This window comes from Sorangiineae bacterium MSr11954 (assembly GCA_037157815.1).
Classification (GTDB): Bacteria; Myxococcota_A; Polyangia; order Polyangiales; family Polyangiaceae; genus Pendulispora; species Pendulispora albinea.
Genome location: CP089984.1, coordinates 8,877,433 through 8,897,476 on the forward strand (window position 1 = coordinate 8,877,433; position 20,044 = coordinate 8,897,476).

General features: G+C 65.1%; 17 protein-coding genes. 11 read left to right on the forward strand and 6 right to left on the reverse strand.

Features of this window, described 5'->3' with window-relative positions; all coding sequences use genetic code 11:
* The first annotated feature begins 27 nt into the window (after nt 1-27).
* The 3 genes from LZC94_34590 to nadA all read left to right on the forward strand — a co-directional run bounded on the left by LZC94_34590 (nt 28) and on the right by nadA (nt 5,362).
* Nucleotides 28-1,170 (forward strand): efflux RND transporter periplasmic adaptor subunit, encoded by a 1,143-nt coding sequence (locus LZC94_34590; GenBank protein ID WXB12966.1) that lies wholly within the window; start codon nt 28-30, stop codon nt 1,168-1,170.
* Nucleotides 1,167-4,280 carry a CusA/CzcA family heavy metal efflux RND transporter gene (locus tag LZC94_34595; protein WXB12967.1) on the forward strand — a complete coding sequence of 1,038 codons (3,114 nt, stop codon included), beginning with the start codon at nt 1,167-1,169 and terminating at the stop codon, nt 4,278-4,280. The genes LZC94_34590 and LZC94_34595 overlap by 4 nt, the downstream gene beginning before the upstream one ends.
* Before the next feature lie 95 nt (nt 4,281-4,375).
* Entirely contained in the window at nt 4,376-5,362 is a 987-nt protein-coding gene (gene nadA, locus LZC94_34600) for a quinolinate synthase NadA (GenBank protein ID WXB12968.1), read from the forward strand.
* A gap of 232 nt (nt 5,363-5,594) precedes the next feature.
* Here nadA and LZC94_34605 read toward each other — a convergent pair whose 3' ends face one another.
* Nucleotides 5,595-6,446 carry an ABC transporter permease gene (locus tag LZC94_34605; GenBank protein ID WXB12969.1) on the reverse strand — a complete coding sequence of 284 codons (852 nt, stop codon included), beginning with the start codon at nt 6,444-6,446 and terminating at the stop codon, nt 5,595-5,597.
* Nucleotides 6,447-6,502: 56 nt separating this feature from the next.
* On the opposite strand from LZC94_34605, the gene LZC94_34610 reads away from it, so the two are divergent.
* Entirely contained in the window at nt 6,503-8,266 is a 1,764-nt protein-coding gene (locus tag LZC94_34610) for a glycosyltransferase family 39 protein (protein WXB12970.1), read from the forward strand.
* 284 nt (nt 8,267-8,550) lie between these two features.
* On the opposite strand, the gene LZC94_34615 is transcribed toward LZC94_34610, so the two are convergent.
* Both LZC94_34615 and LZC94_34620 read right to left on the reverse strand, forming a co-directional pair.
* Nucleotides 8,551-8,979, reverse strand: a complete 429-nt coding sequence (locus LZC94_34615) for an AgmX/PglI C-terminal domain-containing protein (protein WXB12971.1) — start codon at nt 8,977-8,979, stop codon at nt 8,551-8,553.
* The gene (locus LZC94_34620; protein ID WXB12972.1) at nt 8,979-9,755 is read right to left on the reverse strand and encodes an OmpA family protein; all 777 of its coding nucleotides are present in this window, start codon (nt 9,753-9,755) and stop codon (nt 8,979-8,981) included. Before LZC94_34620 ends, LZC94_34615 begins: the two co-directional genes overlap by 1 nt.
* Before the next feature lie 527 nt (nt 9,756-10,282).
* Between LZC94_34620 and LZC94_34625 the strand changes: the two genes are divergently transcribed.
* The 4 genes from LZC94_34625 to LZC94_34640 all read left to right on the forward strand — a co-directional run bounded on the left by LZC94_34625 (nt 10,283) and on the right by LZC94_34640 (nt 14,560).
* On the forward strand, nt 10,283-10,768 hold the full coding sequence (locus LZC94_34625; protein ID WXB12973.1) for a hypothetical protein: 486 nt from the start codon (nt 10,283-10,285) through the stop codon (nt 10,766-10,768).
* 87 nt (nt 10,769-10,855) lie between these two features.
* Complete coding sequence (locus LZC94_34630; protein WXB12974.1) at nt 10,856-12,664, forward strand: hypothetical protein; 1,809 nt, start codon at nt 10,856-10,858, stop codon at nt 12,662-12,664.
* An 11-nt stretch (nt 12,665-12,675) separates the two neighbouring features.
* On the forward strand, nt 12,676-13,434 hold the full coding sequence (locus LZC94_34635) for an alpha/beta fold hydrolase (GenBank protein WXB12975.1): 759 nt from the start codon (nt 12,676-12,678) through the stop codon (nt 13,432-13,434).
* 82 nt (nt 13,435-13,516) lie between these two features.
* Nucleotides 13,517-14,560 (forward strand): fumarylacetoacetate hydrolase family protein, encoded by a 1,044-nt coding sequence (locus LZC94_34640; GenBank protein WXB12976.1) that lies wholly within the window; start codon nt 13,517-13,519, stop codon nt 14,558-14,560.
* A gap of 402 nt (nt 14,561-14,962) precedes the next feature.
* Here the strand turns inward: LZC94_34640 and LZC94_34645 are convergent, their stop codons facing one another.
* Genes LZC94_34645 through LZC94_34655 form a run of 3 tightly spaced genes read right to left on the reverse strand, consistent with a single transcriptional unit; the run spans nt 14,963 to nt 16,882 of the window.
* Nucleotides 14,963-15,601, reverse strand: coding sequence for a biopolymer transporter ExbD (locus LZC94_34645; GenBank protein ID WXB12977.1), 639 nt, complete (start codon nt 15,599-15,601; stop codon nt 14,963-14,965).
* Entirely contained in the window at nt 15,598-16,158 is a 561-nt protein-coding gene (locus LZC94_34650; GenBank protein WXB12978.1) for a biopolymer transporter ExbD, read from the reverse strand. The genes LZC94_34645 and LZC94_34650 overlap by 4 nt, the downstream gene beginning before the upstream one ends.
* A gap of 25 nt (nt 16,159-16,183) precedes the next feature.
* Nucleotides 16,184-16,882: a MotA/TolQ/ExbB proton channel family protein gene (locus LZC94_34655; GenBank protein WXB12979.1), complete on the reverse strand. Its 699-nt coding sequence runs from the start codon at nt 16,880-16,882 to the stop codon at nt 16,184-16,186.
* 1,146 nt (nt 16,883-18,028) lie between these two features.
* Between LZC94_34655 and LZC94_34660 the strand changes: the two genes are divergently transcribed.
* From LZC94_34660 to LZC94_34670, 3 genes are all read left to right on the forward strand, one after another.
* Entirely contained in the window at nt 18,029-18,688 is a 660-nt protein-coding gene (locus tag LZC94_34660) for a MotA/TolQ/ExbB proton channel family protein (protein WXB12980.1), read from the forward strand.
* Between the two features lie 185 nt (nt 18,689-18,873).
* On the forward strand, nt 18,874-19,452 hold the full coding sequence (locus tag LZC94_34665) for a biopolymer transporter ExbD (GenBank protein ID WXB12981.1): 579 nt from the start codon (nt 18,874-18,876) through the stop codon (nt 19,450-19,452).
* A 21-nt stretch (nt 19,453-19,473) separates the two neighbouring features.
* Nucleotides 19,474-20,016, forward strand: a complete 543-nt coding sequence (locus tag LZC94_34670; protein ID WXB12982.1) for a biopolymer transporter ExbD — start codon at nt 19,474-19,476, stop codon at nt 20,014-20,016.
* Nucleotides 20,017-20,044 lie beyond the last annotated feature (28 nt).

Below are 20,044 nucleotides of genomic sequence, written 5' to 3' on the forward strand. Positions count from 1 at the left end.
AAAGCGTGGGCGGCTGCGGTCTGTGCGGTGACCGTCGCGGTCGCCGGCATGACGACCGGTATGGTTGCAGGTTGCAACAAATCGGCCGCCAGCGAGAAGACGCAGACCACGGCCGCGACCGCGCCGCAAGGCCCGCGCACCGTCAAGCTGGAGGTCGAGTCGCTCAAGCGCTTGGGCGTTCGCGTGGAGCCCGCGGGCGCGGGAGCGCACAGCAGCACCCTGCGCGTGCCGGGCACGCTCGACTACAACTACGATCACTACGCGGAGATCGGCGTGCCGCTGGAGGGCCGCGTGGCCACCGTCAGCGTGCGCGCGGGCGATCCCGTGAAGAAGGGCAAGGTGCTCGGCACGGTGGTGATCCCCTCGATCGCGTCGGCCCAAGCAGAGTTCTTGTCGGCGCAAGCCGCGGCCACCGCCGCCGCCAAGAACCGCACGCGCGAGGCGGAGCTCTTGCAGCGCCAGTTGACCACCGCGCGCGAGGCGGAGGTCGCGCGCAGCGAGGCCGACCAAGCGCAGGCCAACCTCGCCGCCGCCGAAGCGCGGCTCCATGCCCTTCGCGTGGGCGTGCCGCAAAATGAGAACGTGGTGGCCACCGCGGGCACCTTGGCGCTCACCTCGCCCATCGACGGCGTGGTCGTATCGCGCAAGGTCAACCTGGGCGCGTTCATCCAGCCCGCGGACAAGGCCTTCATCGTCGCCGACTTGAGCGAGCTCTGGGCCACCTTGGACGTGCACGAGTCCGACGTCTCGTACCTCAAGATGGGCGCCGAGGTGGAGCTGCAGATCGACGCGCACCCGGGGCAGGTCTTCAAAGGCAAGATCACCTTGCTCGATCCGCAGGTCGGAGGGCTCACCCGCGCGGTGCGCGCGCGCGTGTCCGTCCCCAACCCCGATGGTCAATTGAAGCCGGGCCTCTTCTTGCGCGCGCAAATCAAGCTGCCGGCCGACACCGCCGCCGGCCGCATGCTGGTCGCGGGCGGCGCGGTGCAGCCGCTCGGCGAAGAGGACGTGGTCTTCGTGGAACGCGAGCCGGGGACCTTCGAGATCCGGCCCGTCAAAGTGGGCAGGCGCACGATCGACCTGGTGGAGGTCCTGGAGGGGGTCACGTCGGGAGAGCGCATCGCCGTCGAGGGGGCGTTCTTGCTCCGCGGCGAGGCATCGAAACAATGAAAGCACTCATCGCATGGGCAGCGTCCAACCCGCTGCTCGTCGGGCTCCTCACGGTCATGGGCATCGTCGCGGGCGGCGTCGCCTTCACGCACATGCCCATCGACGCCGTGCCCGACGTGACGAACATTCAGGTGCAGGTGGTCACGCGCGTCCCCGCCCTCTCGGCCACCGAGGTGGAGACGCAAATCACGCAGCCGCTCGAGCGCACGATGGCCGGCTTGCCGGGGCTCAAGGAGATGCGAAGCATCACCAAGCTCGGCATCAGCATCCTGACGCTCGTCTTTCGCGACGACGTCGACGTGTACTTCGCCCGGGCCTTGGTCAACGAGCGGCTCAGCTCGATCCGCGCGGTGATCCCAGAGGACATCGGCCGCCCGGAGCTCGGGCCCATCGCCACCGGCCTGGGCGAGATTTACATGTTCGAGCTCAAGACCGAGCGCGAAGATGCGCGCGCCGAAGAAGAGCTGCGCACCATCGTCGAGTGGCAGATCGGCCCCCGGCTCCGCCAGGTCCGAGGCGTCATCGACGTGGTCGGCTTCGGCGGCTCGGTGAAGCAGTACCAAGTGACCCTCGATCCCGCGCGCCTCGCGGCGCACGGCGTATCGATCGAGGACGTGCGCAAGGCGCTGGAGCGCGACAACGCGCTCGCCGGCGGCGGCTACATCGAGCACGCGGGCGAGCAAATCGTGCTCCGCGGCGATGCGCGCTTCCGGGGGCTCGAAGACATCGCCTCCAGCGTCATCCGCTCCGACGAGCACAACGTGGCCATCCGGGTCGGCATGGTGGGAACGGTGGACACCGGCCCCGCCCTGCGCCAAGGCGCCATGACCCGCGACGGCCGCGGCGAGGTCGTCGGCGCCAGCGTGTGGATGCTCAAAGGCGAGAACAGCCGCGAGGTCGTCCAGCGCGTGAAGGAGGCGCTGGAGGAGATCAAGCCGCGCCTGCCCCACGGGGTCTACATCGATCCGTACTACGACCGCGCGGAGTTCATCGACCGCGTGCTCAAGACGGTCATGTCGAACTTGGCCGAGGGCGCCACCTTGGTCGTGGTCTGTCTGCTCCTGACCCTGGGCAGCATCCGCGCGGGGCTCTTGGTGGCCGGCGCCATCCCGTTCGCCATGTTGATGGCCTTCATCGGCCTCACCGCCATGGGCCTGGGCGGCAACGTCATGTCGCTCGGCTCCGTCGACTTCGGCATCGTCGTCGAGGGCGCGGTGGTCGTGGTCGAGCACGTGATGACCCACCTGGGCTCCCCCGCCGATCGCGTGCGCAGACGGCACGCGATGCTCCACTCGATGCAAGAGGTGGCGCGCCCGGTGGTGTTCAGCGTCATCATCGTCACCCTGGTCTTTCTCCCGCTGGTGACCCTGGAGGACGTGGAGGGCAAAATGTTCCGCCCCGTCGTCTACTCGCTGGTGTTCATGCTCCTGGGCGCGCTCTTCTATGCGCTCGTCATCGTGCCGGCCGTCGCCCCTGCCCTCTTCAAGAGCGTGCCGGAGCCGAAGGAGCCGTGGCTCGCGCGGCAGCTCGCCAAGGTCTACTCGCCCGCCGTGGAGTTCGCCGTGCACCGGCCGCTCATCACCATCGGCGCGACGTTCGCGCTGGCCGTGGTGATGCTCGGCTTCGGCAGCACCTTGGGCGCGGAGTTCTTGCCGAAGATCTTCGAGGGCTCCTTCGCCATCGACGCGCGCAGGCCGCCGAGCGTATCGCTGTCGCAGGCGATCGACCTCGGCGAGGAGACGGAGCGGGCCCTCACCGACATTCCGGAGGTGAAGACCATCGTCAACCGCATCGGCCGGCCGGAGGGCGCCGTCGATCCCGCCGGTCCGGAGTCGAGCGACGTCTTCGTCATCCTCAAGCCGCAAAAGGAGTGGCGCCACGGCGTGAAGCCGGACGATCTCGTCGAAGAGATGTCCAAGCGGCTCAACGCCCGCGTGCCCGCCACCATTCACGCCTTCAGCCAGCCGATTGAAATGCGCGTGAACGACCTCATCGCCGGCGTCAAGAGCGACTTGGCCATCAAGGTGTTCGGCTACGACCTGGACGAGATGCGAAAGCTGGCGGACGAAATCCGCCGCACCGTCGCGCAAGTCCCGGGCGCCGCCGACGTCAAGATGGAGATCCCGACCGGGCTCCCCTCCATCAAGGTCAAGCTCGCGCGCGATCGCGCCGCGCGCCTCGGGGTGCCACCGCGCTCCGTGCTCGACGCGGTGACCATGACGCGCGCCGGCGAAAACATCGCCGAGGTGCGCGAGGGCGAGCGCGTGTTCGATTTGAACCTGCGCATCGGCGGCGACAAGATCCAAAACGAGTACGATCTGGCGCGCCTGCCCGTCTACACGGAGCGCGGCTCGCTGGTGCCCATGTCGCTGGTCGCCGACATCGAGCAAGAGTCGACCGTCGTCCAAATCAGCCGCGAGCAGATGAAGCGCCGTTTGGTGGTCGAGTCGAACATCCGCGGACGCGATCTGGTCGGCTTCGTGAACGAGGCGCAGGCCAAGGTGGCGCAGCTCAAGATCCCGCACGGGATCGAGCTCACCTGGGGCGGTCAGTTCCAGAACTTCAACCGCGCCAAGACGCGCCTTTCGCTGCTGGTGCCGGTGGCGCTCGGGGTCATCGCGCTGATGCTCGTCATGGCCTTCAAGTCGGTGAAGTACATGCTGGTCACCGTCTTGAACCTCCCGTTCGCCATCGCGGGCGGCGCCATCTCGCTGGTGGGGCGCGGTCTTCCGTTCAGCATCCCGGCGGGTGTCGGCTTCATCGCGCTCTCCGGCGTGTCCGTCATGACCGGCGTGGTGATGACCACCAACCTGATCGCGCAGTCGCACGACCTGCCCCCCGAGGAGCGGGTGAAGAACGCCGCCATGGCCTCCCTGCGCCCCATCGCCAGCACCGCGCTGGTCGCGGCCATCGGCTTCGTCCCCATGGCCATCGCGACCGGTCCCGGCGCCGAGGTGCAGCGCCCCCTGGCCACCGTCGTCATCGGAGGTCTGATCGCCGCCGCCGTCCTCTCGCTCCCCGCGCTGCCCGCCATGCTTCTCTGGGTGGTGCGCCGCGAGAAGGCTGGCCCGGCCGCCGACCCGGATCACGAGCACGCCGCGCTGGATTGAGCGCCGAACCTGGGGCGCCGGCCGGTCCGGCGCCCTAGCAGCCTGGTCGGTGGGGTGCCTTTACGGACCTTCTGGGCGGGCCTAGATTCCCAAGCATGACGTCTCTCCCAATAGCCGGCGCGCCCGACCGCGCCGGCACCTTGCGTGCGCCCATCGACCCGAGCCTCGATCTGGAGGACGAGATCGCGCGCTTGAAGAAGGAGCGCAACGCGATCCTTCTCGCCCATTATTACCAAGACTCCGACATTCAAGACGTCGCCGACGTCATCGGTGACTCGCTGCAGCTCTCGCAAGCGGCCGCCAAGACCACGGCCGACGTGATCTGTTTCGCCGGCGTGCACTTCATGGCCGAGACGGCGAAGATCCTGAACCCGGACAAGATCGTGGTGCTCCCCGACTTGGACGCGGGCTGCTCCCTGGCCGACGGCTGCCCCGCCGACAAGTTCGCCGCCTGGAAGGCGCAGCACCCCAACTCGGTCGTTGTAAGTTACATTAATTGCTCGGCCGAGGTGAAAGCCCTCTCCGACTACATCGTCACGTCGTCCAACGCCGAGAAGATCGTCGACCACATCGGCCCCGACAAAACGATCCTCTTCGCGCCCGACCGAAACCTGGGCGCGTATTTGGAGAAGAAGCTCGGACGCAAGATGGTGCTCTGGCAAGGCAGCTGCGTGGTGCACGAGACCTTCAGCGAGCGAAAGCTGATCGCGCTGAAGACGCGGCACCCCGAGGCCAAGGTGCTGGCCCACCCCGAGTGCGAGCCCACCGTGCTCAAAATGGCGGACTACATCGGCTCGACCACCGGCATCCTCAAGCACGCCATCGCGAGCCCGCTCAAAGAGTTCATCGTGGCCACCGAAGCCGGCATCCTGCACCAAATGCAAAAGGCCGCGCCCGAGAAGACCTTCATCCCGGCCCCGCCCGAGGCCAACTGCGCGTGCAACGAGTGCCCGCACATGAAGAAGAACACGCTCGAGAAGGTCTACCTCGCCCTGCGCGATCTGGAACCGCGCCTCGAGCTGCCGTCCCATCTGCTCACCGCCGCGCGCACGCCCATCGATCGGATGCTGTCGCTCAGCTAGTTCTCATCCGGAAGTGCCGTCGAGAAAGAAGGGACCGCCAGGGCGCTAGGATCGCCGAGAGAACGAGAAGAAAAGAACAGTCAGAGCGGGAGGTCGTTTCAAAACGGGCGGCCCCGTTCAACACCAAATTCTCTGCCCTCGATCTCCCCACCTCCCCGTGCTCTTCTTGGCGGCCCCGGTGTCCTGGCGGTTGATTCATCTTGTTCGAGAGTTCTGCTCGCTGATTCAGAGCTCAGAGCTCCGTCATCATCGTCGTCACCACATAGTCCGCCGCGAAGATGGCGACGATGCTGGCGACGACGGCTTTGGCGGTAGCTTCGCCCACGCCGCGGGCGCCGCCCGATGCGAAGAAGCCTTTTTTGCAGCAGATGATGCTCACGATGAGGCCGAAGAGGGCGCTCTTGGTGCCGAGCATGCGCAGATCGCTGGGCTGGACGAACTGCTCGATGCGATCGTAGAAGATGCCGGGGTCGATGCCTTGCCATAGGACCGCCACCACGTAGGCGCCGATCATGCCGGCGAGGCCGAAGCAGATGGCGAGGAGCGGCAGCATCAAGGTGGTCGCCACCACCCGGGGCGACACCAAGAACTGCACCGGGCTCACCCCCATGGTGGTGATGGCGTCGATCTGCTCGGTGACCCGCATGTTCCCGAGCTCGCTCGCCATGGTGCTCCCGGCGCGGGCGGTCACCACCACGGCGGCGAGCACGGGCGCCAGCTCGCGGGCGAGCGCCAGCGCCACCACGCCGCCGACCATGCCCTCGGCCGAGAATTGACGGAAGCCCACGATGCTCGAGACCGTAAAGGCCATGCCGGTGAAGAGCCCCACCAGGCCCACGATGAACACCGAGCCCGCCCCGATGAACTCGAGCGCAATGAGCAGCTGCGACCAGCGGTAGGGCGGACGAATGGTCCAGGCAAAGGTCCGGCTCGCGAGCATGGCGGTGGCCCCCAGCTCGTCGAGCAGATCCAGCACGGGGCCGACCATGCGATCGAAGACGACCGCGAGAAATAGCGGTTTTTCAGCGCTCTCGGGCTTCTCGCCGCCATCATTTCGGGCTTCGGGGGACGTGGCTTCGCTCAACGGGCGGGAGAGTCTACCACTGGTTCGAAAAAGCCGCGGCATGGTACTGGGAAGGCGTGACTTTCCTCCGACCGGAGGTCCGCCGCGGGTGGCGGGCGACATTCAACGCAGAACGGCTCGCGCAATGGGGCCGATCGCCTCTTACCTGGATCCTCGTCGCCTGCGCCCTCGTTCGCGTCGTCGGGATCGGCTGGGGGCTGCCCGCGTCCGATGGGTGGGACAACGATGGCGTGGCCCCGCGGGATTTTCTCGCCGGCCTGGTCGAGACCTTCACCCCCGGTCACTACTTCACCTACCCGCCGTTTCATCTGCTCGTGCTCGGCCTGCTCACCAGCCCCGTCACCATCGTGGCGCTGCTCCGCGCTCCATCGTTGGCCCCGCCCGACGTCATCGCGGAGATCCTGAACGTCTCGTACATGACGGGCATCGCGTACATCGCGCGCTTCACGACCCTGGTCATGTCCCTGGGCATCACGTACGCGATGGCCAAAATCGCCGAGGCCGTGCGCGATCGGCGCGCGGGCTATTGCGCCGCGGCGATCACCGGCATCGACGTCTCGTTCACGTACTACGGCAAGATGACCAACCTCGACGTCCCCTACCTCTTTTGGGGATCGCTGGCCCTCCTCGCGCTCGTACGGGCCATCGCGTGGAACGAGCCGCGGCGCCTGCGCGCGTTCGTCATCCTCGCCGTGCTGGCGGTGGCCACCAAGGATCAAGCGTACGCCCTGTTCCTGGTCGGCGCCCCGCTCGCCATCGGCGCGTGGTTCGTCTTCGATCCGCGCGCGCGCGAGGGGGCGCGCGGCATCGTGCGCGAGCTCGGGCGGGGCCTGGCGATCGGCGCGGGCCTCTTTCTCGTCGTCGATGCGGTGATCCTGAACCCCACGGGCTTTCGCGCCAGGCTGGGGTTCCTCGTGGGCCCCGCCAGCCAGGACTTCGCGAACTATTCGAACGATATGACGGGCCGGCTCCGCGTCATCGAGGAGACGGCGCGCCTCTATGCGAGCCTATGGCCGTCGGCGTTCATCGTCTTGGCCGTGGGCGGCATCGTGCTCCACCTTTGGCGCAAGAAGCACGAGGCGCCTTCGCGCTGGGTGGCCGGGCTCGCGCCCCTCCTCACGGGCATCTCCTTCACCTTGGCGTTCAACTGCATCGCCCGCCGGGTGGAGCACCGCTTCATCCTTCCGCAGTCGCTCATGCTCGCCGTGTACGCGGGCCTGGCCGTGCACGCCTTTTTGTTCGAGCTGCGCGGCAGGGTCGCGCGCCTCTTCGCGCAGGCGGCGCTCGCCGTGGCGTTTGCGCGGGGCATCTTTTTGGTCGTCAACCTCGACGCCAACCTCCTGCTCGAGCCCCGCTACGACGCCGAGCGCTGGATGCGCGAACACTTCGCCCCCGGCGACCGGGTCGAGACGTACGGCCTGAACGTGTACATTCCACGCTTTCCCGATAACGTGCATGTTACACGCATTGGCCTCGACCCCGCGGCGCGGCGCAACCCCATGCCGGGCTTCGAAGAGCGGCAAGATCGCTTCGAGAACGTGGAGGCGCGAAAGCCGCGCTGGATCGTGATCAGCGAGGGGTGGGCGTGGCGCTACCTCACCCCGCTGCCCAAAACCGAAGAGGGCGGCGTCATCACGCCCTCCACGCAAATCCAGACCCGCGGCGATCCCAGCGCCACGAGCTACTTTCACGAGCTCTTGGACGGTCGCCGCGGTTACCGCGTCGCCCACGTAGGCGAGTTCAAAAGCGATATCTGGTCCCGGGTCGATCTGCACGGCAGCACGGGGCGGCCCACGTGGATCCTCGAACGCGTCCAATAAGCGAACCACGAACGCAACGCCGCCGCCGCAACGCGACGCAGTCGCCACGAAGAACCAAGACGCCGACGCCACGAACGCAACGCCGGCGCGACCAACCAAGACGCAGGCGCTACGAACCACGCCGCCGTCGCCACGAGCCGAGACACCGGCCGCCACGAACCACGAACGCAACGCCGCCGCCACCAACCCAAAACGCCATCGCGACCCGAACACCGAGGTGCCGGGCCGGATGGCGTCGTGATAACTGAACGAGCGTAACGCGAGGAACGAGCGCCGCGAGGCCGTCAGGTCTTGGACGGCAACGGGGCCGCGGCCGGCGATGATGCGGCCGGCGGGCTGAACTCGTAGACCCAGACGCCCTCGCCCTTGCGGACGTCGGGCGGCGTGACGGCGACGCCGGAGATGTTCTTGGTGACGCACTGGGAGACGGGATCGGGCGCGGTCGTGTTGGCCTTGTCGACCGTCACGTTTTGGATCTTCCCGCCCTCGGTCTCCACCTCGAACTTGACGGTGACCTTGCCCGAGGCCGTGGGGTTGCCCTTCAGGATGTCGTCGTAGCAGGCCCGGATATCCGCGTCTTTGGCGCTCAATGCGGCCTTGGTGTCATCGCGGTACACGTCGGGGCTGCGAATGGCGCCGCCGCCGCAACCGGTGAGCGCGGCGAGGGCCGAGAGCGCGGCGGGGGCTGCACAAACGAAAAGGAGCTTCTTCATCACTTCTTGTCCTCCTTCTTGGCGTCGTTCTTCTTGCCCTCGTGTTTGCCCTCGTGCTTCTTGGCGCCTTCGCCGGCCGGCTTCTTCTTCGTATCGGCCGAGACGTTGGCGTTTGCATTGGCGCCGCCGCCAGCCTCGACCAAGCTCTTTTTCTCGTCGATGATGCGCTCTTTGCCGGTGGCCGGATCGATCTCGACCTTCTTGGCGGTGACCTCTTGCTCCGTCACCAGGAACTCGACGCGGCGGTTCTTTTCACGCCCATCCTCGGTGTCGTTGCTGGCGATGGGCTTTTCGACCCCCCAGCCTCTCGAGGTGAGGCGCGCTGCCTCGACGCCTTCTTTCTTGACCAGGTATTCCACCACCGACTTGGCCCGCTCGTCCGAGAGCTTCTTGTTCGCCTGCGCGCTGCCTTCGGCGCTCGCGTGGCCTTCGATCGAGAGCTTTTTGACCTGCGGGTTCTTTTTGATGACCTCGGCGATGTCGTGAAGAAGGGAGAAGCTCTCCTCCTTGATGATCGCCTTGTTCACCTGAAATTGAATCTTCTCTTTGAAATCGATCTTGTTGTCGCGAAGCTCCACGCGCGGCGGCGGCTTCGGGGGCTCCGGCGGCGGGGGCGGCGCGGGCGGTGGCGGCGGCGGCGTCCCATTGATCGCGACCGCCTGGGCCGATTGGAACTGCGTGCTGCCGCCGCAGGCGCTCACGCCCACGCTCACAGCCAACAAGAGCGGTAGCGACGATGCCACGAAGATCTGCGGCAAGATGCGATGGGAAGTCATCGATAAACCCGTTCTGGCAAAAGACCGACTGGCTGGAAGCTTTCTCGCCTGTAAGGGCGATTCGCTCCTGAATCGATCTGCGTATCCCACTCCAACGAAGGGCGACAACCGAGCATCGGCGCCGTCCGTTCCATGACATAGCCGCCGAAAGCCCGCACGTCTACGCAATTTGACGGTCGCGCTCATTCATATGGCTGTGCATGAATATCTGGCGCGCCGCGATCGTCCAATCCAAACACATCAGGTTCGAATAACCCGCTAATTTACTTTCATAGGTTATATAAACCCGCGCCCACTTCACTGGCGCATGCCCCGAGAAATGCGCGCGCCGCGAACGAATATCGCGCCAATCGAAATGATTCTCGTATCGGCCCCGCCAATCGAAGGAATAAATCGAACACGCCCACCACGACCGCCCGTGTGCCACCCCGGCGACATCTAAACATCCGTTCTACCCACCTGGACATTTCATGGTGCAGGCGCGCGGCACACCGGGTAAACTGCGGCCCGCAACGGAGGTAGGACCCATGCGTGTTCGCGCTCGGGCGAGGGCTTTGTCGTCGCTCGTCTCGGCGTGCTTCGTCGGGGCAGGTTGGTTCGTCGGATGCGGAAGTGACGATCCTTCGGGGAACCCTCGTCCAGCCGATGGCGGGGTCTCGGACGGCGCCAACCTCGGCGACGCGCGCGCCGACGAGGACGGCCCGAGCGGCGGCGGCGATGCGGGCGGGGGCTGCCAAGTTCTTCGCGACGAGGTGGCCCGATTGCGACCGGCCGCCAAGGAATGCACCCTGGGCGCCCCGAATCAGTGCGGGGCGCTGGTGAGCGACGAGTGCTGCGATATCTCCGTCACCGACGCGAACAGCGACGCGGTGAAGCGATTCGCGCGCGCCGTGAGCGCCTTTCACCAACACTGCCGGCCGCTTTGCCCGGCGGTCATCTGCGCCAACCAGCCCTCCAAGACGTGTCTGCGAACGGACGCCGGCGGCGGGATCTGCAGCGCCGGCGAAGGATGATGGCGGCCTAACGCGCCTCCAAGCATCGAACGGGCGCTGGAAGCCTGGCCGAAATGCGAGCTCGGCACTAAGTGTGCGAGCTGTCCCATGAACCGAATCGTCCCGTTGGCGCTCGGCGCCACCCTCTCGACGTCCCTCGTTCTCGGCTGCCCCGCGCAGCCACCCCCCGCTGCCCCGCCGGCCGCCGCGCAGCCATCCCCGCCGAGCGCGGCGCGCGCGCCTGCACCTTCGCCCGCCCCCTCGCTCGGCTTCGCGGTCAGCTTCCCGGAGAGCCAGAGCCGAGAGCCGCTGGACGGGCGCGTCTACGTGGTGCTCTCGAACGACGACGCGCGCGAGCCGCGGCTCCAGATCAGCGTGGGGCTGAAGACCCAGCAGATCTTCGGGGTCGATGCCGAGGGTTTGGCGCCTGGGAAAGAAGCGCTCATCGGCGCGAAGACCCTCGGCTTTCCGCGGGCGAGCCTCGCCGACGTCCCCGCGGGCACGTACACCGTGCAGGCCGTTCTGCACCGCTACGAGACCTTTCATCGAAGCGACGGCCACACCGTGAAGCTGCCCATGGATCGAGGCGAAGGCCAGCACTGGGAGGAGGCGCCCGGGAACCTCTACAGCACCCCCCGGAAGATCACCGTCGATCCGGCCAAGCCCGAGACCTTCCGCATCGAGCTCGATCACGTCATCCCGCCCATCGCGCCCCCGGCCGAGACCAAATACGTCAAGCACGAGCGCATCCAGAGCGCGCTGCTGACGAAGTTCTGGGGACGGCCCATGTTCCTGGGCGCCCACGTGATCCTGCCGGAGGGCTTCGACAAGCACCCGAACGCCCGCTACCCGCTGGTGATCTCGCACGGGCATTTCATGCACGACATCGACTACTTCCGCGAAGCGCCGCCCGATCCCAATTTGAAACCCGATTACAGCGACCGGTTTCGCCTGGCGGGATACAACCGCATCGTCCAGGAGAGCGCGCACCAACTTTACAAAGATTGGACGTCGCCGAAGTTCCCTCGCATGATCTTGATCGAGATTCAACACGCGAATCCTTATTACGATGATTCGTACGCCGTGAACTCCAAGAACCTCGGACCGTACGGCGACGCCATCATGGATGAGTTGATCCCGTATCTGGAGAAGAAGTATCGCGCGATCGGGCAGGGCTGGGCGCGGTTCGCGTACGGTGGATCGACCGGCGGCTGGGAGGCGCTGGCGGTGCAGACGTTCTATCCGGATCGATTCAACGGCATTTGGGCCGCGTGCCCCGACCCCGTCGATTTCCGCGACTACATGACGGTCGACGTGTACGGCCACAAAAACGCGTTCTACACCGACGATTATTGGAAGAAGGTCGCCCGCCCTTCCATGCGGAACTACCTCGGTCACGTCTCCGCCACCATCGAGGACGCGAGCCGCTACGAGCTGGTGCTCGGCACGCGCGGCCGCTCGGGCGAGCAGCTGGACATCTGGCAGGCCGTGTTTTCACCGGCCGGCGCCGACGGATACCCCAAGGACATCTGGGACAAGCAGACGGGGGTGATCGATCACGACGTGGCGACCTACTGGCGCGATCATTACGATCTGTCGCACATCCTCCAGCGCGACTGGGCGACCCTGGGGCCCAAAGTGCGCGGCAAGATTCATATCTATGTCGGGGACATGGACAACTTCTATCTGAACAACGCGGTCTACCGGATCGAGGAGTTCCTGAAGAAGACGAGCAACCCGCCCTACGAAGGCGAGGTCGACTACGGTGACCGCGCCGAGCATTGCTGGAACGGCGATCACACGCGCCCCAACGCCCTGTCGCGCCTGCGCTATCCGCAGCTTTATTTTCCGAAGATTATGGATAGAATTCGCAAGTCCGCTCCGCGCGGGTCGGATTTGAAGAGTTTTCAATATTGAACCAGGTATCCATGGCCCCTCCGAGCAATCCGTATTTTCCCACCCATCGCAAAATCCCCGGCGCGCGCTTCCAGCTCATTTGTTTGCCGTACGCCGGTGGCGGATCCCTGGTGTACAAAAGCTGGGAGACGAAGCTCGCCCCCGGCATCGAGGTGGCCGCCGTGGAGCTCCCCGGACGCGGCCGGCGCTTCGGTGAAAAGGCGCACCAAAGGCTCGACACCTTGCTGCCGCCCCTGGTGCAGGCCATCGGCTCCGTGCTCGATGGCCGGCCGTTCGCCATCTTCGGCCACAGCATGGGGGCGCTGCTGGCGTTCGAGGTGGCGCACCGCCTGCATCGCGCAGGGGCCAAGCTCCCGTCCGTCCTCTTTCTGTCCGCGCGGGGCACGCGCGAGCGGGACGAGGCCATTCACACCTTGCCCGAGGACCGGTTCATCGCGCGGCTGCGGAGCTACAGCGGCACCCCGACGGAGATCTTGGATCACCCGGAGATGATGGAGCTCTTCCTACCTCTCCTTCGGGCCGATTTTGCCATTGCCACGGGATCGGGCGATCAGGAGACCACGGGGGCGCTCCCCGTGCCGCTCGAAGTGATGGGCGGCACGAGCGATCCGCACGTCCCCGTGGAGGACCTTTCCGGCTGGGCGGTCCGTACGACATCGCAGTTCCGTTCGACCGTCTTTACGGGCGGGCACTTCTACCAACGTGAGCAGGAAGACGCGGTGCTCCGGCTCATCACGTCGCGCTTGGAATCGGAGGCGCCGGCGGCCTAGTTCCGAGCGACAGGCGGCGGACTTCTGGGTAATCTCCGCGCACGCAAGCGCGCACGTGCGCGTGCACATAAGGAGAAGACCGTTGAAGCTCGTCACCTTCCAGACGCCGAATCCTTCCAGTTCGACCCGCTACGGGATCCTCGATGGGCAGCGAATCCTCGATCTCGAGACGGGCTTTCGCTGGTTCGAGCGCGATCGCGGACGAAACGCCGATCGCGCGTTCGTCACCGAGCGATACGGAGCGGGGTTGCTCGGGTTCATCGAGCGCGCGGCCGAGGCTCGCCCCGCGGCCGACGAGCTTCTTCGCCGCGCGCACGAGGGCAAGCTCGACGAATCCTTCGACGGCGCGTCGCTGTTCGTTCCCGCCGCGGAGGTCACCTTGCTCGCGCCGCTCCCGCGGCCGCCCTCGATGCGCGACGGCTACGCGTTCCGCCAGCACGTGGAGACGGCGCGCCGCAACCGCGGGGTGGAGATGATCCCCGAGTTCGATCAGTTCCCGGTCTTTTACTTCACGAACCACCAGGCGGTGGTCGGGCCGGGCGAGCTTCGCGTGCTCCCGCGGCAGCTCGATCGCCTCGACTTCGAGCTCGAGGCGGCGATCGTGGTGGGCAAACGAGGCCGCAACGTACCGGCGTCGCGGGCGGACGAGCTCATCTTCGGGCTCACCATCATGAACGACTTCTCCGCGCGCGTTCTGCAGATGGAGGAGATGAAGCTGTCGCTCGGTCCCGCGAAGGGGAAAGACTTCGCGACCGCGCTGGGGCCCTACCTCTGTACGCTCGACGAGCTCGCGCCGCACACCACGCGCACCGATCGCGGTAACGTCTTCGACCTCGAGATGCGCGCCTTCGTCAACGACGTGCAGGTCTCGCGCGGCAACGTGAAGGACATGAACTGGACCTTCGCGCAAATCCTGGAGCGCGCCAGCTACGGCGCCACCCTCTACCCCGGGGATGTCATTGGCTCCGGCACCTGCGGTACCGGCTGCTTCCTCGAGCTCAATGGCTCGAAGATCACGAACAACCAGTGGCTCCAGCCCGGCGACCGCGTGGCCCTCGAAATCGACGGGCTCGGTCAGCTGCTGAACACGATCGCGGCGGACGAGGAGACCTGCCAGGTCGGCTGACGCGGGCTTGCTCGACGATGGCCGAGCACGATGCCCGGCCGTTGCTCGAAGCAAGAGGCAACCGCCAGGACGCAAAAAGCGCCAGGGTCCTCCAGGGAATTTTTTCCATTCATTCCCTCTGGCGACCCTTGCGCCCTGGCGGTCGATTCATTCGCCGCCGAGCCCCGATCTGAGAGGTCTGCCAGGCGGCTGACGCGCGCCGGCTCGACCATGGCCGAGCACGATGCCCGGCCGTTGCTCGAAGCAAGAGGCAACCGCCAGGACGCAAAAAGCGCCAGGGTCCTCCGAGGGAATTTTTCGATTCATTCCCTTGGCGACCGTGGCGCCTTGGCGGTTGACGCATTCGTCGAACGAGCTCCGGCCTACGGGCCCGACGATTCGTTCGTCGGATCCGTCCGAGGGCTACCGCTTCGACCCCTGCAGCACCATCAAGTGAAACTTATTGAACTCCGTCTGCCCCAAGGTGAAGAGCACCTCGACCAAGAGACGATACGGAGTGTCTTTGTCGGCGATGATGATGGCCTCGCTGCCGGTGGCGTCTTTGCCGGTGCTGGCGCGGACCTGCTTGTCGCGATCGCGCCAGCTTTGAAGGCGGCTCGCCAGCTCGGTGATGTAGAGATCGTTGGGCCCGCCGCGCTTGTATTTGCCTTCGACGCCGTGGGTCGGGTCGCCGGGGACGGGGACGACTTGTTTGTCGTCGACGATGATCCAGCTCTTGGAGATGAGGACGGCCACGCCCTGTTGCGAGGCCTCGGTGGTGAGGATGCTCTTCGGGATCGTCAGGTCCGCCGATTGGGGCAGCGACGCCGTTTGAGCGCTCATGCTCTTGAGCAAGAAGACCAAGATGATGGTCATCATGTCGAGCATGGCGGTGATGTTGAGGAAGTTGATCTCGGGCTCCAGCGCCCGGCGCTTGATCTCGCGGCGCAGCTCCCGCTTGTAGACCGCCATCGGCGCCGGTGGCTGGCGCGGCGGCGGAGGGGTGTTGCCGCCTCCCGGTGACGTGGGGCCCAGCTGCTGCTCCAAGTTTTGCCCGGTCATCGCGCCACCCCGAAGCTTACGTCGGGAAAGAGCTCGATGTCCTTACCCGAGGGATCCGGCGCGCTGCGCACGGCGTCGATGGTGGAGATGATCGTTTGATACGGGATGTTCGGGTTGCCGCTGATGGTCACCGAAGTCTCGTCTTTGAACGCGTCCGACGAAGCTTTCAGCTTTTGCACACAAGCCGTCAGCTTCGCGTAGTCCCACTCGTTGCCGGTCTTGCCGATGGCGAGCCCCGGCCCTGCCTCGTTGCAGCCCGGGGCGACGTTGCCGCCGCGCGCCTTCACGCTGAACCCCTCGGGCACCACCAGAATGGTCAACCCGAGGGTCGGCGTGGTGGGCGCGCGAGCTCCCGCGCCACCCGCGCGCGGCGGGAAGGAGTCGATGGTGGCCGTGAAGGTCACCGTGATCGTGGCGAGCACGAACATCATCACGTTGGTGATGATGTCGAGGAAGGGAACGATGTTGAGCTCCCCTCCTTCTTCGTCGGGCGCCAGCTCTTTCGGCTGCGACAGTCGACGAATTTTGCTGCGTTGTTGGGCGCTCAGTCTCTCCATGGACGGCTCCGCGCGCGATGGCGCCTCAGTAGCCGCCGGGTCGGGTCGAGATGGTGAGCAGGTTGAAGACGCGCTCCTGGGTGGCGTCCAGATCGTGCTGAATGTTCTTGGAGCGCTGGTGCAGGATGAGGTGCGCGATCATGCACATGACGGCGATGCCCAGACCGAACGCCGTGTTGTACATGGCCTCCGCGATACCGTTGGCCAGAATGCGCTGACGGTCTGCGGCAGAGATGCCCTCCTTCGAGACGGCGCCGAAGGTGTGAATCAGACCGTAAACCGTTCCAAGAAGACCGATCAGGGTGGCGATGTTCGCGAGAGACCACAGCGAACCGATGCGCTTTTCGACGGCCGGCTTGAGCTCACCAATCTTCTCGCTCATCGCAGCGTCAATCTCATCCGGACCTTTGTTGGCGTGGGTGAGACCCGCTTTCACGAGTTGTAAGGTCGGGTAGTCACCCGCATCACACAACTTGATGGCGCGATCGATGTTGCCTGCCGTGACCAACTTCTTGATCTGCGCGAAGAATTCCTTGGAGTTCACCCGGTACTTGGTGAACTGGAACGCGACGCGCTCCACGATCATCGCGATGACGACCGCACTGACCACGAGATTGATCGAAAGAAAAAGCGGACTCTCACGGAACGCCTCCATCAGGCTATTGCCGCCGGTGCTGCTGGCCGTCGCCGCTGCCTGACCTCCCTCTAGAAGGGCAACAAACATCCTCGACGCTCCTTTCAACCTTGTACTTGTATGCGAGAAAGTGACCGCTTCCGTAAGACCACGCGGCGAGGACGATACCGCCTCGGGATCGACGAAGTCAACGGCGCGACTAGTTGCGTCGTCCCATTGCTTGATTCACCTCCGCCCTGAGCCGCTCGCATGACTTCGTCACGTCGTGGGATTTTCACGCCATCTCGGGCCCTTCCCGCGCGCCCCGCGCGCAGCCCGAACGAGCCCGCGACGCCCTTCCGCCGCACCGCCCGCACGCGCAACGTGACCCGCGCACGGACGGATCCCACAGTTCGCACGTGGCACCCCGGCTTGCCGGTCGTCACGGCGGAACCGCCTTCCGACGCGCACGCTCACGGCGCTCGGTCCCGCGCGCGACGCGCCGGCGCACACTCCGGCGACCCCAACGCGCGCACCGACGAGCCCGCGCACGCGCCGCCGGCCCAACGCGCAACGAGCCGACGAGCCGATCGGCGCCCAACGCCAACGCGCCCGAGCGCGTGCATCGCACCCAACGCGAAGGAGAACGGCACATCGCGGGCGGTGGCGCGAGCGCAGTGAAGCGCGGCTCACGGATGCGACGAAGATGCGTACCTTTCGCGAGAACGACGACCATTTTTGCCAGCTTTTTTGCTGGAAAACTCCGGCTGGGCGACAATCGTAACTGCGTCGTGCATTTCTGGCCAAAGCAGGTTGACGGGACGAAGTCCAAACCGGCATCCTGTAAAAAAGAAAGTGGGAGTAGTCTCTCTACCTACTTCATGAAGCGGGGAAAAAGCTGATGCCGAGCGCTTGCGCATACCGGACGCGTTCAGATAACGTTTTTTCCTGCCGCCGGATCATGAAGATCGTGAATCGGGGCGGCTCAAGGTGAACTCATTTTACGCCGCCGCGACACACGGCGGTCACGTCGAAGCGTCTCTGCGGCATCTACTTATCGTTATCGAGTCGCCGACCCGCCGACCCAAGTCTAGAGCTCGAACGTTGAAAAATTGAAGCGACTCCGATTCACGACACACGGCTTACGTAACTGGTGATTAACGCGACTCAAAAGGGACGGGATCGAGCCCGTCACCGACGTTCCCGGGCACTCGGCACATCGGCGCGAGGCGCCTGACATTCGAGGAGGACAACGCAATGGCTGCTCTTTGGAAGCATTTTAGAGATGGTGGACCGGGTATGTACCTGATCCTCTTCTGGTCGATCATCACCATCGGCGTCATCATCGAACGCGCCCTGTACCTTTATGGCTCTTCGATAAACAAAGACGTATTTCTCGCCACGATGCAGAAATGTATTCTCGCGGGAGATGTAGCGAAAGCCGTCAAGATGTGCTCCGCGGCCAACGCTCCGCTCGCGCGCATCGTCCAGGCAGGTCTGGTCAAGGTGAACCGCTCGGACGAAGAAGTTCAGGCGGCGATGGATGAAGCAGCCCTCCGCGAGATCCCCAAGATTGCCAAGCGCACCGGCTTCCTCGCGCTGCTGGCCAACCTGTCCATGCTCTCGGGTTTGCTCGGCACCGTCGGCGGTCTGATCTCCAGCTTCGGCGCCGTCTCCGGTGAGAGCGTCGACCCGAGCCAGAAGGCCCGCATCTTGGCCGAAGGCATCTCGGAAGCGATGAACTGCACCGCGTTCGGTCTGATCATTGCCATCATCGGCCTCATTGGATATGCCGTCCTCAACGGCAAGACCCAGTCGCTCGAAGACGACATCAACGAGGCGAGCGTTCAAGTGCTCAACCTCGTGGTCACCAACCGCCAGAAGGTCAACCTGGGCGGCGTGGCGCACGCGGCGTAGTTCTCCTGGGCTTCGCCCCTCGAGACCTCCGTTTCGAGCCTCCGAAGCCTTCGAGCTGCCCTCGAATTTTTCATTCTTTCGATTCCATTTTCAGATTCAAAGATCAGCCAACCTCGAACGGTGGGTGGGGCCCGAGAGCTCGAACTCGGGCCCCTTGACACCGCGATTGCGATGGAGCCAGGACGATGGCAGGTGTAGACATCGGTGGTGGTGGCGGAGGCCGGAGATCGCTCGACTCGGAGATCAACATGATCCCGATGATCGACCTTCTCATGGTGACCATCTCGTTCTTGCTCATCACTGCGGTGTGGTCGCACATGGCCCGACTGAACGCCGATGCGCAGGTCCCGGGTCCTCCCAGGCCCGACGAGGAGATCACCAAGGTCGAGCCCGAGAAGCAGCTGCACATCGAGATGCGCGATCAAGACAAATCGAAGTTTACCCTGGTGTGGAAACAGGGCGCGACGGTCGTCAATTCGATTGACGTGCCTCGCAAAGACGTGGTCGTGAACGAGTCGAACATCGAAGTCATTCGCTATCCGGAGCTGGCGCGCAAGATCACCGAAGAGTGGAAGAACGTCGGTTCGCACCGCGACGCCACCGATAGGAAGCTCGATCAGGCCGTCCTGCACACCGACAACGACACGCCCTACTCGAACATCATCGGCGTCATCGACGCGGTCTATCAGACCCATCGCCCCATGAACCTCGGTAGCAGGACCGAGCCCGTCTCGGCTTTCAACGTCACCTTCAGCGTGAACTGACCAACTTACAAGGGACCGAAGATGCCTGTTCATAACCCTGGTCGGCGGCTGATGCACAATGTGCCGCTTCGTTTCGTGCAGAAGAAGGTGCAGGGCCTCGGGCACCGCTCGATCAACGCCAACCTGTCGTTGACGAGCATGATCGACTTCCTCGTCGTGACCGTCGTCTTCTTGCTGATCACGTTCAGCGCCTCCGGCGAGACCCCCGTGCAAAAAGGGGTGAACCTCCCCAAGGCCGAGAACACGCTCGATATGATCGACGCCCCGTTGGTGGCCGTGGCAGGGAGCCAGATCCTGGTGGACGGCGCACCGGCCGGTAACACGCGGGCCATCGAGGACTCGAAGCGCCTGCAGCGGGTCGACGAGCTTTACAACATGCTCAAGGGCAAGCGCGAGACGTGGAAGCAAGCGCGCCCCGGCAAAGAGTTCCCCGGCGTCGTCGTTCTGCAGATCGATCAGAAGGTGCCGGCGGTGGTGGTGAAGAGCGTGTTCCAGACGTCGGCGTTCGCGGGCTACCCGAATGTCAGCTTCATGGTGAACACGATCCCCAAGACCGAGCACTGAGGCAAAGGTTCGTACCTCTGTCCCGCAA